The organism is Providencia sp. PROV255 (genome assembly GCF_028478065.1).
In the GTDB taxonomy this organism is placed as follows: Bacteria; Pseudomonadota; Gammaproteobacteria; order Enterobacterales; family Enterobacteriaceae; genus Providencia; species Providencia rettgeri.
Window position 1 is genome coordinate 163,584 of the sequence record NZ_JAMPMI010000006.1, and the last position, 16,156, is coordinate 179,739.

Annotated in this window: 24 protein-coding genes; all 24 read left to right on the forward strand. The window is 44.1% G+C overall.

The window, feature by feature from the left end:
• Positions 1–10 precede the first annotated feature (10 nt).
• The 24 genes from PR725_RS06115 to PR725_RS06230 all read left to right on the forward strand — a co-directional run bounded on the left by PR725_RS06115 (position 11) and on the right by PR725_RS06230 (position 16,154).
• A complete protein-coding gene (locus PR725_RS06115) occupies positions 11–1,036 on the forward strand; it encodes a DnaT-like ssDNA-binding domain-containing protein (protein WP_272568096.1) in 1,026 nt (341 codons plus the stop codon).
• Positions 1,005–1,478 carry a replication protein P gene (locus tag PR725_RS06120; protein WP_140179594.1) on the forward strand — a complete coding sequence of 158 codons (474 nt, stop codon included), beginning with the start codon at positions 1,005–1,007 and terminating at the stop codon, positions 1,476–1,478. The genes PR725_RS06115 and PR725_RS06120 overlap by 32 nt, the downstream gene beginning before the upstream one ends.
• A 222-nt stretch (positions 1,479–1,700) precedes the next feature.
• Positions 1,701–2,132: a hypothetical protein gene (locus PR725_RS06125; RefSeq protein ID WP_272568099.1), complete on the forward strand. Its 432-nt coding sequence runs from the start codon at positions 1,701–1,703 to the stop codon at positions 2,130–2,132.
• A complete protein-coding gene (locus tag PR725_RS06130; protein WP_272568103.1) occupies positions 2,129–2,524 on the forward strand; it encodes a RusA family crossover junction endodeoxyribonuclease in 396 nt (131 codons plus the stop codon). The genes PR725_RS06125 and PR725_RS06130 overlap by 4 nt, the downstream gene beginning before the upstream one ends.
• A 99-nt stretch (positions 2,525–2,623) precedes the next feature.
• On the forward strand, positions 2,624–2,830 hold the full coding sequence (locus PR725_RS06135; RefSeq protein ID WP_006658842.1) for a hypothetical protein: 207 nt from the start codon (positions 2,624–2,626) through the stop codon (positions 2,828–2,830).
• A 34-nt stretch (positions 2,831–2,864) separates the two neighbouring features.
• Positions 2,865–3,089: a hypothetical protein gene (locus PR725_RS06140; protein ID WP_272568105.1), complete on the forward strand. Its 225-nt coding sequence runs from the start codon at positions 2,865–2,867 to the stop codon at positions 3,087–3,089.
• A gap of 2 nt (positions 3,090–3,091) precedes the next feature.
• Positions 3,092–3,250, forward strand: coding sequence for a hypothetical protein (locus PR725_RS06145; RefSeq protein WP_272568108.1), 159 nt, complete (start codon positions 3,092–3,094; stop codon positions 3,248–3,250).
• Positions 3,251–3,432: 182 nt separating this feature from the next.
• Positions 3,433–3,657, forward strand: a complete 225-nt coding sequence (locus tag PR725_RS06150) for a hypothetical protein (protein ID WP_272568111.1) — start codon at positions 3,433–3,435, stop codon at positions 3,655–3,657.
• 74 nt (positions 3,658–3,731) lie between these two features.
• A complete protein-coding gene (locus PR725_RS06155) occupies positions 3,732–4,073 on the forward strand; it encodes a hypothetical protein (RefSeq protein WP_272568113.1) in 342 nt (113 codons plus the stop codon).
• A 29-nt stretch (positions 4,074–4,102) separates the two neighbouring features.
• Positions 4,103–4,690: a hypothetical protein gene (locus tag PR725_RS06160; protein ID WP_196723587.1), complete on the forward strand. Its 588-nt coding sequence runs from the start codon at positions 4,103–4,105 to the stop codon at positions 4,688–4,690.
• Positions 4,691–4,741: 51 nt separating this feature from the next.
• Positions 4,742–5,308, forward strand: a complete 567-nt coding sequence (locus tag PR725_RS06165) for a terminase small subunit (RefSeq protein ID WP_272568115.1) — start codon at positions 4,742–4,744, stop codon at positions 5,306–5,308.
• Entirely contained in the window at positions 5,305–6,786 is a 1,482-nt protein-coding gene (locus PR725_RS06170; protein WP_272568118.1) for a terminase, read from the forward strand. The genes PR725_RS06165 and PR725_RS06170 overlap by 4 nt, the downstream gene beginning before the upstream one ends.
• A gap of 186 nt (positions 6,787–6,972) precedes the next feature.
• Positions 6,973–7,188, forward strand: coding sequence for a hypothetical protein (locus tag PR725_RS06175; protein WP_004253720.1), 216 nt, complete (start codon positions 6,973–6,975; stop codon positions 7,186–7,188).
• A gap of 15 nt (positions 7,189–7,203) precedes the next feature.
• The gene (locus PR725_RS06180; protein WP_272568120.1) at positions 7,204–8,856 is read left to right on the forward strand and encodes a portal protein; all 1,653 of its coding nucleotides are present in this window, start codon (positions 7,204–7,206) and stop codon (positions 8,854–8,856) included.
• Positions 8,853–9,155 carry a Bbp19 family protein gene (locus PR725_RS06185; RefSeq protein WP_272568123.1) on the forward strand — a complete coding sequence of 101 codons (303 nt, stop codon included), beginning with the start codon at positions 8,853–8,855 and terminating at the stop codon, positions 9,153–9,155. Before PR725_RS06180 ends, PR725_RS06185 begins: the two co-directional genes overlap by 4 nt.
• The gene (locus PR725_RS06190; RefSeq protein ID WP_272568126.1) at positions 9,152–9,823 is read left to right on the forward strand and encodes a peptidase; all 672 of its coding nucleotides are present in this window, start codon (positions 9,152–9,154) and stop codon (positions 9,821–9,823) included. Before PR725_RS06185 ends, PR725_RS06190 begins: the two co-directional genes overlap by 4 nt.
• Positions 9,824–9,839: 16 nt before the next feature.
• Positions 9,840–10,829 (forward strand): major capsid protein, encoded by a 990-nt coding sequence (locus PR725_RS06195; RefSeq protein WP_272568128.1) that lies wholly within the window; start codon positions 9,840–9,842, stop codon positions 10,827–10,829.
• A 64-nt stretch (positions 10,830–10,893) separates the two neighbouring features.
• Positions 10,894–11,325 (forward strand): Bbp16 family capsid cement protein, encoded by a 432-nt coding sequence (locus tag PR725_RS06200; RefSeq protein WP_272568237.1) that lies wholly within the window; start codon positions 10,894–10,896, stop codon positions 11,323–11,325.
• 8 nt (positions 11,326–11,333) lie between these two features.
• Positions 11,334–11,675, forward strand: a complete 342-nt coding sequence (locus tag PR725_RS06205) for a hypothetical protein (RefSeq protein WP_036964049.1) — start codon at positions 11,334–11,336, stop codon at positions 11,673–11,675.
• Between the two features lie 53 nt (positions 11,676–11,728).
• Complete coding sequence (gene gp10 / locus PR725_RS06210) at positions 11,729–12,040, forward strand: capsid staple protein (RefSeq protein WP_164528787.1); 312 nt, start codon at positions 11,729–11,731, stop codon at positions 12,038–12,040.
• A complete protein-coding gene (locus PR725_RS06215) occupies positions 12,040–12,645 on the forward strand; it encodes a hypothetical protein (protein WP_004253743.1) in 606 nt (201 codons plus the stop codon). The genes gp10 and PR725_RS06215 overlap by 1 nt, the downstream gene beginning before the upstream one ends.
• The gene (locus PR725_RS06220; RefSeq protein ID WP_272568131.1) at positions 12,645–15,101 is read left to right on the forward strand and encodes a hypothetical protein; all 2,457 of its coding nucleotides are present in this window, start codon (positions 12,645–12,647) and stop codon (positions 15,099–15,101) included. The genes PR725_RS06215 and PR725_RS06220 overlap by 1 nt, the downstream gene beginning before the upstream one ends.
• Complete coding sequence (locus PR725_RS06225) at positions 15,085–15,579, forward strand: hypothetical protein (protein WP_272568133.1); 495 nt, start codon at positions 15,085–15,087, stop codon at positions 15,577–15,579. The genes PR725_RS06220 and PR725_RS06225 overlap by 17 nt, the downstream gene beginning before the upstream one ends.
• Positions 15,579–16,154: a hypothetical protein gene (locus PR725_RS06230; RefSeq protein ID WP_272568136.1), complete on the forward strand. Its 576-nt coding sequence runs from the start codon at positions 15,579–15,581 to the stop codon at positions 16,152–16,154. The genes PR725_RS06225 and PR725_RS06230 overlap by 1 nt, the downstream gene beginning before the upstream one ends.
• Positions 16,155–16,156: the final 2 nt, after the last annotated feature.

Genomic DNA, 16,156 nt, shown 5'->3' on the forward strand with positions numbered 1-16,156 from the left:
GAGGTGGCCTATGTCTACATATAAATGGCTTAGGCTCTGGCATGACATGCCTAACGATCCTAAATGGAGAACAATTTCAAGGGCTTCAAAGCAGCCAATTGCATTAGTTCAGGCTGTTTACATTCATCTTCTTGTTGATGCGTCACAGAATGTCACGAAATGTCACGATGTGTCACAACGCGGTCACGTGACAGTCACGATTGAAGATTTAGCAAGTGCTCTGGATGTTGAAAATGAACAGATTGAAGCTGTTTTAAATGCCATGCAGGGACGTGTTTTAGATGGTTCGAAAATTACTGGTTGGGAGAGCCGCCAGCCAAAAAAGGAAGACTTAGGAAACGCAGAAACAGGAGCAAAATCAGCAGCTCAGCGAAAAAGAGAGCAACGCGAAAGAGAAAGAATTCAAAGAGAGGAAGAACAAAATAAAAATGCATGTCACGAAGATGTCACGAAATGTCACGATGTGTCACAACAAGATAAAGATAAGATAAGAGATATAAAACCTCTCTCTAATACGCGCGAGGATAATTTTCAATCTGATCCGAATGCCAATAATTCTATCTTGAACGGTCGTGTTCCAGCTGGTGGTTTTGGTGTGAATGACAAATTTGTGATGTATCACGGCTGGGAACCTGATCAGGACTTTACGCAAAAGGCAGCGTATTGGGGAACGATACTCAAAGAGCCGTTACAGCCTCATGAGCTAGCCGAGTTTATAACCTACTGGGGGGCAGAGGGAAAAGCCAAAACACACGAGCAATGGGAACTAGCCCTTGCTAAAGGTCTGAAACACAGTCGATTGAAAAATGAAAAGGTGGTGAAAAATGGGGCAGGTCAGAGAGCTAAGATCGATAGCCAGTTCGCAGGAAAGCCAAAAGCGATGCAGGAATTCTTACAACACGTCCTCGATGAATACGGGCAAGACGCTGTTGACGCTTTGGTTGAAGATGATCGAAATCTACGGCGACAAATGGAAAAACAAGAATGGCACGGAACCGTCATTGATGTGGAAGCAAGCGCTAAGCGCATTGAGTGATCAGCAACTGGACGGATTGTTTAAATTCTGTATCGACCGCTGCATGAATGGAAATCCATGGCCACCAGAGTTATCAGACGTGATTGTCGCGTTATCTGGTGAAGCGGCTAAGCATAATCCGTTTGGACTTGATCCTGACGAACAGCTTAGAGATTTTTTAACCTACTGTGCTAAGCGCAATAACTACCAGAGCGCGGAAATGTATCCGTTCAAACACCCGGTTCAGTACTGGATGTTTACAGACCTCAGAGCGAAGATGATTGACCTAAGGCTAACTGAGGTTGAGTGTGAGAAGCGACTAGACAAAATGCTTTCCCAATGGACTGAGCGAGTTAGAAAGGGCGAAAAGGTACCAGAGCCAACACTGACACTTACCGATAAATCAAAACCTCGTCCTGCTTGGATGGATTTAATTGAAAAAGGTAAACAACGGAGACAATAAGATTCAAAGGTTATCAAAATCGTAAGCAGGATTAACATACAGTCATTTTTGATATGCAGGATGATAAATCCCATAGGTTGAATGTTAAAATCAAATGTAGAGCGTTACAGAGCGTTTTAAATGGTGGTAAGAAAATCAATTCTTACTGATTTTTTATGGTTGAAAAGATAAACAAATTGTTTATATTAACCGTGTGGGTTAATCGAATTCGAGGTAATGGTTATGTTATTTCAGGATCATGTCGTTGAAGTACTAAAAAACGGTAAATGCATGACAATTAAGGAAATCATGAGCGCAATTGAGAGTAAAGGCGTTAAGGCCCCATACAACACCGTTTATTTTGCGGTAAAGCAATTGGAGCGCTTCTTCGTTGTCTCAAAGCATAATCAAAAAAGTGAAGATAGCAGCATGATTTCATTCAAATTAAAACCGGACTATGAAACTGGATTAGATGAGCAAAAAGATGCACGTAGACGGCAGGTAGGGCAATTGAGCCGACTGGATTTCAAAGGGGATAAAGGCATCCGTAAAAAGTCACAAATTGCACGTCAAGGCTTCAAGCAAGTTGGTGAGCCAGCAAGGCAGCAGGTTTGGTTGAATGAATTACTAGCAAAACCGAGAGCTAAGCGCATTAAGCGAGGCTTAGCTGTATGAAAACCCTTGAATATCCAGTTGTTCCTGTACCTAAGCCGCGCATGACGCAGCGTGACAAATGGCAGAAGCGTCCAGCCGTAATGCGTTACAGGGCGTTCTGTGACGAGGTGAGAGCAAGAGGCATTAATCTGCCTGAGAGCGATTACCACGTTATTTTTGTTATGCCTATGCCTAAGTCATGGAGCAAGAAAAAACAGGCTGAAATGGACGGTAAGCCCCACCAGCAAAAACCAGACAAGGACAACTTAGAGAAAGCCTTGCTGGACGCCATCTTTGATGATGATTCGCGTATCTGGGATGGGCGAGTTTCTAAGGTGTGGGGAACCACTGGAATGATAACGGTAAGGTTACCAGAAAAATCGACAATTCATGAACTTATTACCAATACGTAAGTTTGTGAGCGGATTAACGAATCGTTGAATGAATGAGGTAAGTCCTTATGAGTCCAGAAGATTTTATTAGAAAGAACATCATTCAGAAGCTTAAAGAGCTTGATTATCAGGGGGGGGGCATTACAGCTTGCCGCTGATGAAGGTATCGCACATTACCGTAGATGCTCACAAGCAAGTAAGCGCGGCGCCATGTTTGATGATTGCTTTCACGTAGCAAAGGTTTGGATGGATAAGTACGGCGGTAACACAAAGGCAAAACCTAAGCGCCGTGGGAAAACAGTAGTTAAACAAGTTTCGTTATTTTGAGGGTAAGGTTATGAATGAGAAAGAGTTTAAAGAAATGATGCATAGAAAACCGCATGAAATGCCTCAGCGTGGTAATCCAGTGCCATCTACAGGAAACTTGCGTGACCAGTTCGCAATGGCTGCAATGCAGGGAGATTGGGCGGCACAGGATGAGCGTTCAGGTTATTTTGATGAAAACTCTGGTGAAGCAACGTTTAGTAAGAGTGCTGAGATGTACTACCGCATGGCAGATGCAATGATGAAAGCTAGGGGTAAATAACCATGGTAGATATCTCAATAAAGCACCCTAAAATTGATGATTTCCATAATGGCATTAAGCCAATGCCTAAGTTATTCCGAGTGGTAAGCGTTGACTTGATGTTTTGCGTAGCGGCCTTGGTAGTGGCTATGGCGTCATATTTGATTGTGATGCCACCGTAGTTAGATTGGTAAGGCGAGTTAAACACCGCGACGGCTGGTGCTGGCAACTGGTTAGAGAGCATAAAGACCAAGAGGAATGGGATTATTGCTTTGAGTCTGACCGTGAGTGTTTTAACAACCTGAATTGGGAATTAGGGCTGTTTTATTAAACAAACAATCGTGACATGTCACGCGAGGTAAATATGAAAGTAACTAATCCAACAGAGTTTGAAAGGTGGTGCGCTGATGAAATGGGGCACACAGTTGAGTATATAGTCATGCAACGCAATAAAAACATGCTTGGCTGTACTGTGTACAAGCATGAAGAAATTGATAAGCGATATCGCGCATGGAGTGCTGCTACGTCGTTTATCAGGAAAAACTTAATATTCAGAAAACCAATGCCAGAGGTGGAGAACCATGATTAAACGTTACTTGGTATTTGCTGCGCTCTGGTGCATGTTCTGGTGTGTATTCGCTTTAGCTGCAGGGATGTTATTCAATGGCTAAATCACCAGCAGAGCGCAAAGCAGCGCAACGTAAACGCCAGCGTGATGCTGGCTTGGTTACTCCGCAGTGGCAGGTAGAGGCCGAAGAGCACGAAATGATTAAGCGTAATTGTGCGTTGCGTAGACCGGGGCGCGAACCGTACGACGAATCGGAATACATTCAAATGCTCATTCGTAACGATGATGCGCGGCTCAAGCGTGAGATTGAGGAGCTATCAAAGCGGCGCTGTGGTAAGTGCGGGGGGCAGCTACCAGTAGCTAATTGCTGCCTGTCTGGTGCCGCTGAGTGCTGGAATACTAAAGGGTGGCATGAGATTAAATTGGAGGTAGAATGATTAAATAAGATAAAGCAAAGGAATAAATTATGACGTTAGCGGAGAAGTTTTCTATTATTGGTAGTGTGGCGTCTGCCATTGCGATTGTTGTTAGTTTTACTGTGTTTACCGTTCAGAGAAATGAAGATATTACTAGAAGAAATAATGATAGAAACAATGAGTTACTGGCTTTAAGGAAAATTATCTTATCTAATTGCCAGAAATTGAGAAAGCTTATAGAGGAAAATAGTAAAATATTAAATAAAATAGAATCAAAAAGCTATGCTGGAATTGAAGCAAAGCAAGCGGGAAAAACCTTCTATATTAATTTCAAGGATGGATACACAGAAAAAACGAAAAAGTATTATTGGAAGACTAGCCTAAGATTTTATTTGTTACACTCAAGCTTAGAAAAAGAAATGTTAGTTGTTGCGAAACATAATGTTGAAGTCGTTGATTTGATACTTGACTTAAATTTGCTAATTGAGTCAGCGAATAATTCAATTCTATTTATGTGTAATAAGTTATACCTTTCGACGATAGATACTTTAATTAGTCGAGTTAACATTATAAAAAATGATTTCAATAAAGTAATGCACACAATAGATTTGCTTGAAAAGCAAATTGCACTGAAATAACTTTATGGTTTGAATGTTATCTTTTAGTTGGTCATAATAACCGCAGAGGTGATGATTATGACCACAAAGAAACCACGTAAGCCACCAGCCAGAAAACCTACACCGCTTAACGCTCAAATGGAGCGGTTTTGTCAGGAATATATTAAAGCACCTACCAATCAAACTGATGCAGCTTTAGCGGCAGGCTATGCCGCAGGTAGCGCATGTAAGCGTGCGTCCCAACTCATGAGAGACCCACGCATCATTGACCGCATAGCGCAGCTTATGCAGCAGCGAAATAAGCGCAAGAAGCTAGACGCTGACAGCGTATTAGAGCGATTGGTTAATATGCTTGATGCTGACATAGCTGACATACTCACTAATACGGGTGATATCAAACCTATCAGTGAATGGTCACCTATTTGGCGAAAGAGCGTTTCAGCGTTCGATATCATTGATATTGACGGCGACACACGAATCAAGAAAGTTAAGTTGCTCGACAAAGTGAAGATATTAGAGCTTGTCGGTAAGCATGTAGACGTTAACGCCTTCCGTGAGCGCTATCAGGTTGATGTAACCATATCCCTTGCTGATAGGCTGGCAGCAGCCCGTAAGCGTGCCGCTGGTGGTGAGCAATGATTGAAACCATGTCACCAGAAGAACAGCTGATTAACGATATCGGCATGTTTACACATGACCCGTTAAGCTATGCGTTATATGCATTTCCTTGGGGTGAGGCTGGTACCGAACTTGAAAATGCTAGTGGGCCTCGTCAGTGGCAAGCGGAAGCACTGAACGAAATAGGTGAGCACCTACGAAATCCAGAGACACGGCACCAACCTCTACAGCTTGCTAGGGCGTCAGGTCATGGTATCGGCAAATCTGCATTCATATCGATGATTATCAAATGGGGTATGGACACCTGCGAAGATTGCAAAGTGGTTGTTACTGCCAACACCGAAAACCAGCTACGCACTAAAACATGGCCAGAAATTGCGAAGTGGCAGCGCCTATCTATCACCAAGGACTGGTTTACTTGTACTAAAACCGCCATCTATTCTAATGACCCCAATCACGCTAACGCTTGGCGTGCTGATGCTGTGCCATGGTCAGAGAACAATACAGAGGCTTTCGCAGGGCTGCACAATCAGGGTAAGCGTATCATTCTGGTTTTCGATGAGGCCTCTAACATTGCGGATCTGGTATGGGAAGTAGCAGAGGGTGCTTTAACGGATGAAAATACAGAAATCATCTGGATAGCATTTGGTAACCCGACACGTAACACAGGGCGTTTCCGTGAATGTTTCCGCAAGTTTAAGCACCGCTGGAAAACTAAGCAGATTGATAGCCGTACGGTTGAAGGTACCAACAAAGAGCAGATTGATAAATGGATAGAGGACAGGGGCGAGGATAGCGACTTTGTTAAGGTTCGTGTGCGCGGTATCTTCCCATCAACCTCTGAAACTCAATTTATACCGACCGGCTTAACTGATGCTGCCATGAAGCGCACAGTGACACAGGCCGAAGTATCACATGCACCGATTATCATAGGCGTTGACCCTGCATACTCTGGTGATGATGATGCGGTTATATATTTACGCCAAGGGTTACACAGCAAATGCCTATGGACCGGTAGCAAAACTACTGACGATATGGTTATGGCTAAGCGTATTGCAGACTATGAGGATCAGTATCAGGCTGATGCTGTTCATATCGACTTTGGTTATGGTACCGGCATTTATTCTGTCGGGATGAGTTGGGGGCGAGATTGGCAGCTTGTGCAATTCAATGGCGCATCTACTGACCCTCAAATGCAGAATAAGCGCGGCGAAATGTATAACAATGTTAAGTCATGGCTCAAGATAGGTGGGGCTATTGACGATCAGGAAGTGGCAGAGGATTTATCAACACCAGAGTATAAGGTGCAATTAAGTGGAAAAATACTCTTAGAGTCAAAGGCTGATATTAAAAAACGCATTGGTCGCTCACCGGGGAAAGGCGATGCACTAGCGTTAACATTTGCTTACCCAGTCACCAAAAAAGAACGCCACAACATTTCTACATCTAGTCAGGGCAGTCACGTTGTTAGTGATGCTGATTACGATCCTTATGCCTAACTAACAGGTAAAAAAAAGCCCTCACAGCGAGGGCAAATGTAAGCAAAGGAAAGTCACTTGATAACGGGCAAAGGAACATCTGAATAACAACCGATAACCAAAATGTATATCTTGGTTTTATATTTGTCAAATAAGATATACAATAAATCATAAAGCATATTATTGTTTATTTTATCGAGGTGTTATATGTGCGGAAATATCCTAGGTGGCACTCCCAAGATTAAAACCCCTCCACCAGTTCAGGCGGCACCGCAAGAACAGGACGAGGCTGTAGTTGGCTCGCGTGATGAAGAACTACGCCGCCGCCGTGCTGCCGCTGGTCGTAAGTCAACATTGCTAACAGGTGCGCAGGGTACAACAAATGCAGCATCAACCAGCGGTAAAACGCTGCTCGGTCAGTAACCTAACGGGGGCGGTATGAGTTTAAAGCAGGATTTATTAAAACAACTCTCGCAGCTTAAGAATGAGCGCCAGTCATTTGAGCCGCACTGGAAAGAGCTTGCAGAGTATACACGCCCTCGCAGCACTCGTTTTAACACATCGGAAGTTAATCGCGGTGATAAACGTAATACGAAAATCATCGACCAGGAAGCGGCTAAGGCTGAGCGTACTTTATCAAGTGGCATGATGTCAGGGATAACCAGCCCTGCACGCAAGTGGTTCCGTTTGGCTACGCCAGACCCTGACATGATGAATTATGGCCCTGTAAAAATGTGGCTTGAAGTTGTAGAGCAACGAATGAACGAAGTGTTCAACCGTTCAAATATCTATCAGTCACTACCGCAAACCTATGCCGATATCGGCACCTTTGCCACCAGCGCATTAGCTGTGCTGGAAGATAACGAGCGCGTTATTCGTACTGTACCTTTTCCTGTTGGTAGCTATTGCATTGCAAATGGCCCTGACTTAACTGTTGATACATTTTCCCGTGAATTCAGCATGACAGTGCGACAGCTTGTTATGGAGTTCGGTCTAGGTAATGTGAGTCAGCAGGTAAAAAGCTTATGGGATTCTAGCAATTATAACCAGTGGATCACCATCAATCATTCAGTCTACCCAAATTTAAACCGCATCAGCGGTAAGTTGGACGCTAAGAACAAGCTATTTAAGTCCGTTTACTTTGAAATGGGCGGTGATAGTGATCGTGTTCTACGCGAATCTGGCTTTGATGAATTCCCTATTATGGCGCCACGCTGGGAAGTTAACGGCGAAGACGTCTACGGCTCTTCTTGCCCCGGTATGATTGCATTGGGTAGCGTGAAAGCATTGCAGCTATTACAGCGCCGCAAAGCACAGCAGATTGATAAAGTGACCAACCCACCTATGCAAGCGCCTGCCTCAATTAAGAATCAGCGCATTTCACTGGTACCGGGTGGAATAACTTATCTTCCAATGGCTGGCGCTGACCAGATGATTAAACCGATATTCCAAGTGCAAGCCGACATTAACGGCTTGATTGCTGATATTGGTGATACTCGTAATCAAATCAAAGAAGCCTATTTCTCTGACCTTTTCATGATGATGCAGTCTGTAAATACACGCTCAATGCCTGTTGAGGCAGTAATTGAAATGCGTGAAGAAAAGCTACTCATGTTAGGGCCTGTCTTACAGCGTTTGGATTCTGAACTACTCGACAAGTTAATTAATCGTACGTTCGCAATCATGGCGCGTAAAAACCTATTACCTGTTCCACCAGAAGAAATGCAGGGTATGCAGCTTAAGGTTGAATACATTTCTGTCATGGCACAGGCGCAGAAATCAGTTGGTGTTAACAGCGTTGAGCGTTTCGTTGGTTTTGTTGGTGGTTTAGCGAAACTCAAACCAGAAGCACTAGACAAGCTGAACACTGACGAAATGATTGATAACTACGCTGAATCAATCGGCGTTTCACCAACTATCGTTTCATCCAATGACCAAGTAGCCGCTATTCGCCAGCAGCGTGCAGAGCAACAACAGCAGATGCAACAAATGCAAATGGCACAAGAGGCGGTGGCAGGCGCTCAGGCTCTTGGCAATACACCAATGGATGATAACAGCGCATTAGCTGCGCTTGCTGGTGGTGGTCAATGACAGATGCTTATGAGCAGTTAAGGGAAATTGCAGAGCTTAAAGACAAGCTAAGAAAAGAACGTGAAGACGATGATTTAAAACAGGTTATGAATACTGAATATGGTCGTCGTTTTATCTGGAAAACACTATCTGCCAGTGGTGTTTTTGAAGTTTCATTTACGTCTGATCCCTACATCACTTCATTCAATGAAGGTAGACGCAATAAGGGGTTAGAGCTGTTTAACGATGTAATGAGTGTTTGCCCTGATCTCTATTTGGTCATGGCAGAAGAAGCCAAAGAACAGGAGAACAATCAATGAATTTATTTCAACGCTTACTGTTTCGTCGCCTTTGTAATGAGGTTCCAGTTGATGGCGGTGAAGGTGGCGGCGGTGCGCCAGCGCAAGAGCCAGTACCAGCAAAACAAGATGCTCCAGCAAATGGTGATAATCCAGCGCCTGCAGGTACAGAGCATAGTAAGACTGATGATAAGGCCAATGCTGAGCCAAAAGGTGATGACAAGAAGCCTGTAAGCGCTGCGCCTGAAAAGTATGAGTTTACGGCTGGTAAAGACCAAGAGCTTGATAAAGAAGCTGTAGCGGCGTTTGAACCTATCGCGCGTGAACTTGGTTTAAGCAACGAGCAAGCGCAAAAGATTGTTGATGTGTACGGCTCTACGATTATGCCGCAAATTGCCAAACAGCAAGAGGCCGCATGGCAAAAGCAAGTAACTGAATGGGCAGAAACGGTCAAGGCAGATAAAGAGCTTAGTTCCGTTGAGTCTATTGGTAACGCACAAAAAGCGATGGATCAGTTTGGTACGCCAGAGCTTAAGCAATATTTAAATGATTCAGGACTAGGTAATCATCCTGAGTTATTCCGTATTTTTTCAAGAATTGGCAAGGCCATGTCAGAAGATGGTTTTGTTAGTGGCAGCAGTGAAAACGCTCGCAGTGCTGCGGATGTTCTTTTTGGTGATAGCAAATAAGGTATAGGAGAAAATTATGCCTCAAGCTCTAACATTGGCTGACTGGGCTAAGCGTCAAGACCCAAACAGCAAGCAAGCGAAGATCGTTGAACTGCTCAACCAGTCTAACGAAATTCTGGATGACATGGTGTTTGTAGAGGGTAATTTGCCTTCCGGCCACCGTACAACTGTCCGCACAGGTTTACCATCTGCCACTTGGCGTTTGTTGAACTACGGAGTACCACCAAGTAAATCAACTACGGCACAAGTTACAGATGCTACAGGTATGCTGGAAACTTACTCAGAAGTTGATAAAGAACTTGCTGATCTTAATGGCAATACAAGTGAGTTTTTATTGTCAGAAGCACAAGCCTTCATTGAGTCCATGAACCAGCAAATGGCTGAAACATTGTTTTATGGTGATACCACTGTACATGCACAGCGCTTCACTGGGCTATCTGCACGCTTCAATGATTTAAGCGCAAAGAATGGCGTAAATATCATTGATGCTGGTGGCACAGGTAGCAATTTAACATCTATTTGGTTAGTGGTGTGGGGGCAGAATACAGTTCATGGTATTTACCCTAAAGGTTCTAAGGCTGGTCTTTCACAGCAACATTTAGGCGAAGTCACACTGGAAGATAAAGACGGTGGTAAATATCAAGGCTACCGTACCCATTTCCAATGGAAAAACGGCCTAACTATGCGCGACTGGCGTTATGTGGTTCGTATCGCTAACGTTGACCTATCTAAGTTAACCAAAGATCCAGAAGCAGCAGGTGCTATCGATTTACCTGATTTATTGATTCAGGCAATTGAGAAAATCCCTAATCTGTCTATGGGTAAACCTGTTTTCTATTGCAATCAGCAGGTTCGTAGCTGGATGCGCCGCCAGATTAAAAACTCAAAGAACGTCAATATTTCTATGCAAGAAGTTGCAGGGAAGAAGGTTGTTTCTTTTGATGAAATCCCTGTGCGCCGTACCGATGCAATTCTCACAACTGAGGATCAGGTGGTAGCTAAGTAAGGCATGCCTATTGTGCGGTGCCTGAATGGGTACCGCTAACTTAATTTTGTTGGGAGTTCGCAACATGATTTTAGATAAAGAAACCCTATTTTCTCTCGACCAAGCAGTGACCGCATCAGCGACTGCGACCAGTATCATTGACCTAACGCCAGTTAAAGGTGATTTCCGTGATATCGGTATCGGTGAGCCGTTGCAATTGTTTGCGCAGGTTACTGAGCAGGCTACAGCTGCAGGTGACGCAAAAGTACAAATCGTACTGGAAACATCAAAAGACAAAGCGTTTACAACGCCTGTTGCTTTGTTTCAATCCGTTGAAATGCCTATTGCAGACCTGAATGCAGGTAAGCGCATTGTTGGTACCGTTCCGCATGGTGTTATTAAGTATCTGCGTCTGCGTTACGTTGTAACAGATGGTCCATTAACTGCAGGTAAATTTACAGCGGGTATCGTACTTAACACTGATGCTCATCCTATCTACAACGCCGTAACTAATTAAGGTGTGACATGTCACGATATAAAGTTTTGAAAAAATCATTTATCGCTGGTCGTCTGCTTGAAGTTGGTGAGGAGGTTGAATACAGCGGTATTGCTGGCAGCAACTTAAAGTTGATTGGTGGTGATGATGCTAAGCCTGATACTGACGCTTTGGTTGATGGGGCTAGTGGTGATAGTAGTGAGGTTGTAACCAATACTGTTATCAGTGGATCAGGCGATACGGTTGATTCTAGCCTTGAAGCTTTGCGCGAACAGTACACACAACTGTTTGGTAAAGCACCTCATCACAACATGGGCGCAGATAAAATGCGTACCGCGATAGATGAAAAGCGTAAAGAACTTGGGGTGTAACCCCCGATGCTAAAGGGGGCGAAAGCCCCTTTTTTCTTTTGGAGATACAGGCAATGAAAATGGTCAACTTAAAAATTAGCACAGAAACTTTTGAGAATTCTAAAGGTGAGAGCGAAACACGTGATGAATATCCTTACGGTCTAACTCTCTATCTGGACAATGAAACGTTAGAAAAGCTAGGCGCAACCATCCCTGATGTTGGCGAATCAATTGAATTGTCTGGTATAGCCAAAATTAAATCTAAACGTACTGATGAGCGAGAAGGCAAAAAAACAACATCAGTTGATTTGCAGATAACAGATCTGGCCTTGGGCTCAGGTGATACCAAATCGGCGGCAGATGTTTTGTTTGATGGGGGTGAGTAATGGCCTCAGAAATCGAAATCTGTAACTTGGCACTTAGTCGCATCGGTAATAGCCGATTCATTAATAGTCTAAGCGAAAAGAGCAAAGAAGCGGAGCAATGCAATTTACACTTCAATCATTGCCGCGATACTACGCTCTCTGATTTTCCGTGGAACTTTGCCAGTAAGCGCGTTGCTTTGGCTGATACCAATAACCCACCGCCAGACTGGAAATTTGCCTATAGCTACCCAACCGATTGTTTAAAGGCAATAGCGATTATTCAATCTGGCCAGAAATATCCTCAACCACACAATGCGATTAATTTTCTGGTGGGTTCGGATGCTGACGGCACTGGAAAACTGATTTACTGCGACCAACCTCAAGCGTGGCTTCAATACACTGCGTCAGTCACCGATGTGAATATGTTTGATTCATTATTCATAGATGCGCTGGCATGGCGTTTAGCTGGCGAACTAGCACGCCCATTGGCTTCTAACGCTGGTATCGGTAGTGAAGCATTTCAGATGTACACAATGTCAATTGCTAACGCTGGGGCTCACTCTCTTGATGAATCATCAGAGCCTAACGATTACATGGATCCATTCACTGAAGCGAGGTTATCGTAATGGCTTATAGCATCATTCAACCGAGTTTTTCTGGTGGCGAAATAGCGCCTAGCCTTTATGGGCGCATTGACTTAGCGAAGTATTCAACCGCTTTACGTAAGTGTTCTAATTTCATCGTGCGTCAATATGGCGGCATTGAAAATAGACCAGGAACTAAGTTTATTGCGGCAGCAAAATACCCTAACAAAAAATGCCGCCTGATCCCGTTCCAGTTCAGCACCGTACAAACTTATGCCCTTGAAATGGGTGATAAGTACATGCGTGTTATTAAAGACGGTGGACAGGTGCTTTATGCAGACGGTGAGCACAAAGGCGAAATATTCGAACTAGCAACGCCATACAAAGAAGCTGACCTATTCAATTTAAAATTCACACAGTCAGCAGACGTAATGACTATCGTACACGCTGATTATCCACCAATGGAGCTACAGCGTTATGATCATGACGATTGGAAGCTTGTACCCGTTGAAACGCGCAATGGGCCCTTCGAAGATATCAACACCGATAAAGAGCGCAAGTTATATGTTAGCGCCAGTACAGGTGATGTAACGCTGACTGCAACGCATAATATCTTTGGTGCTGAATTAGTCGGTAAGCAAATATATATTGAACAGCAAGCGATTGATGCTGTACCCGTATGGGAAACTGACAAGACGACTAACATTAATGATCAACGCCGTGCAGGTGCTAATTACTACCGCGCTAATACTGCAGGTAAAAGCGGCACGTTAAGGCCGTCACACACAGAGGGTATGAGCTGGGATGGTTGGGGCGGTGACGCGGGGATCCAGTGGGAGTACCTTCACAGTGGTTTCGGTATCGTTAAAATCAATTCAGTCAGTACCGACGGCTTAACGGCAACGGGTAAAGTTGTTTTATACATTCCATCAAATGCTGTAGGTGAAGAAAACGCTACGTACAAGTGGGCTCGGTCGGTCTGGAATGACGTTGACGGCTATCCAAGCACCGTTATGTATTACCAGCAGCGATTATTTTTTGCTGGATCTCGCGCTTACCCACAAACTATTTGGGCTAGCCGTAGTGGTGACTACAAAGACTTTGGCAAGAATAACCCGATACAAGATGATGACCGTATCATCTACACCTATGCAGGACGCCAAGTTAATGAAATTCGTCACTTAATTGATGTGGGTTCGCTGGTGGCCTTAACGTCTGGCGGTGAGTATCAAATCACTGGGGATCAGAACAAAGTATTAACGCCTAGTAGTTTCTCTTTTTCCTCGCAAGGTGCCAATGGCTGTAGTGATGTGCCACCAATTGCTGTTGCCAATATCGCTTTGTACATCCAAGAAAAAGGTAGCGCTGTGCGTGACCTCGCGTATTCATTCGACGTTGACGGGTACCAAGGCACCGATTTAACCATCATGGCTAATCATCTCTTTCAGCGCCACCAGATTATTGATTGGGCGTTTTCTATCGTTCCTTACTCAATCGCTTGGTGTATTCGCGATGATGGTAAATTGCTTTCATTGACGTATCTCAGAGAGCAGCAAGTATTTGCTTGGGCACCACAAGAGACTGACGGACAATTTGAATCAACCTGCAGCGTCAGTGAAGGTAATGAAGATGCGGTTTACTTCATTGTGTGCCGTAAAGTTGGTGACGGTACTGTGCGTTATATAGAGCGCTTAAGTAGTCGCTTATTTACCAAGACAGAGGACGCTTTCTTTGTTGATTCAGGTCTTAGCTATGATGGCAGAAATAAAGATGAGTCTAGCACTGTTCACTTAACCACAGTCGATAACTGGACGTATGAAGGCGATATTGCCTTAACAGCCAGTAACGCCATTTTTAAAGATAGCGATATAGGTAACGCTATTCACTTACCTTACTTTGAAAATGATGAAAACAAAACGTTACGCTGTGAAATTACCGAGTTTATTAATATTCATACGGTGCGGATAACTCCTAATCGTGATGTACCGGAACAATTGCAGGATAAGCCATTAAACGAATGGGGCTTTGCGCGTTTCCGTTTTGAAGGTTTACAGCATATTGAAGGTAAAACCACCAGCATTCTAGCCGATGCAAACGTATTACCTCAGCAAAAAGTATCTGGCGGCGCAGTGTCATTAGAAGAGCCAGCCGTAGTAGTTCACATAGGGCTACCGTACGTTAGCGATATGGAAACCTTAGATATTCATATCAACGGGCAAGAGACTCTACTCGACAAAAAGAAACTGGTTAAGGTTGCAAGCCTTATTGTTAATTCAAGTCGTGGTATATGGGCCGGTACCGAAAAAGACCGGTTATATGAATATGCTCAACGTGAATTCGAGTTCTACGATAATCCGGTTGATGATGCCACTGGCGTAGTAGAAATTAATCTTGATGCACAGTGGAGCAAAAACGGCCGTGTGTATGTCAGGCAGTCAGATCCATTACCTTTATCAATCCTCGCTGCAATACCGCGCTTAGATGTTGGGGGCTTCTAATATGGCAAAGAGTATTGTTCAAATCGTACCCGCAACATTAGAGCATGCACAGGCATTGGTACCGCATGTTAGACAAGCTGATATCGATGAATTCTATGCATTAAACCTATCAACGCCTGAGGAGGTTTTAGCCTCAGGTATTAACTTATCTACAAAATCATGGGCTGCTATTTTCAATGGAGAGGTGGCTGCTATTTTTGGTGTGTCGCCAGCGTCCATTATCGGCGGTGTTGGCATACCTTGGTTAGTTGGCTCAGATATTTTAGAGAAGCACCAGAAAGCCTTTCTACGCCGCTGTAAGCCATTCGTTGGCCTAATGCTGCAAATCTACCCTGAACTACTTAATTACGTTGATGAGCGCAATTACATTGCCAAAGCTTGGCTGCATTGGCTAGGGTTCAAATTAGAAGATGCGCAGCCAATTGGCGCGCTTAACTATCCATTTCATAAATTCACGATGAATGTGAGGGCGAAATAATGTGTAGTCCAGCCATTTTAGCAACAGGAATTTTAGCCTCGGCAGGTATGCAGGCATATAGCCAATATCAATCTGGCAAGTTTAATGCCGATGTAGCCAACCAAAATGCACGCCAGAACGAGCAAGCAGCGAATGATTCAATTAATCGTGGCAATGCTGAGGCAGCGAAACAGCGTTCACGCACACGGCAATTGGCAGGATCACAAGCTGCGGCAATGTCAGCTAGTGGGCTTGATTTAAGTTCCGCAGGTGCGCTTGATATGTTCGGCGATACAGCGGCGATGGGTGAACTTGACGCTTTAACGTTAGTTAATAATGCGAGTCGTGAAGCGTACGGCCTACGTATGCAAGCAGCTAATGACAGACTGCAGGGAAAAATGGCACGTCGTGAGGGTAATTTTGGCGCTGCTACAACATTATTAACAGCACCAATTAAAGCCTACGGTGCATATCAATTGGCTGGTGGTACGTGGGATCCGTTCTCTGGTACATCTGGCGCGGCAGCTGGTGGTAGTTCAAGTAACAACATGTTTGATATTGCTAAGAAAAGCGGTAGCAACCGTTTTGTATTTTAAGA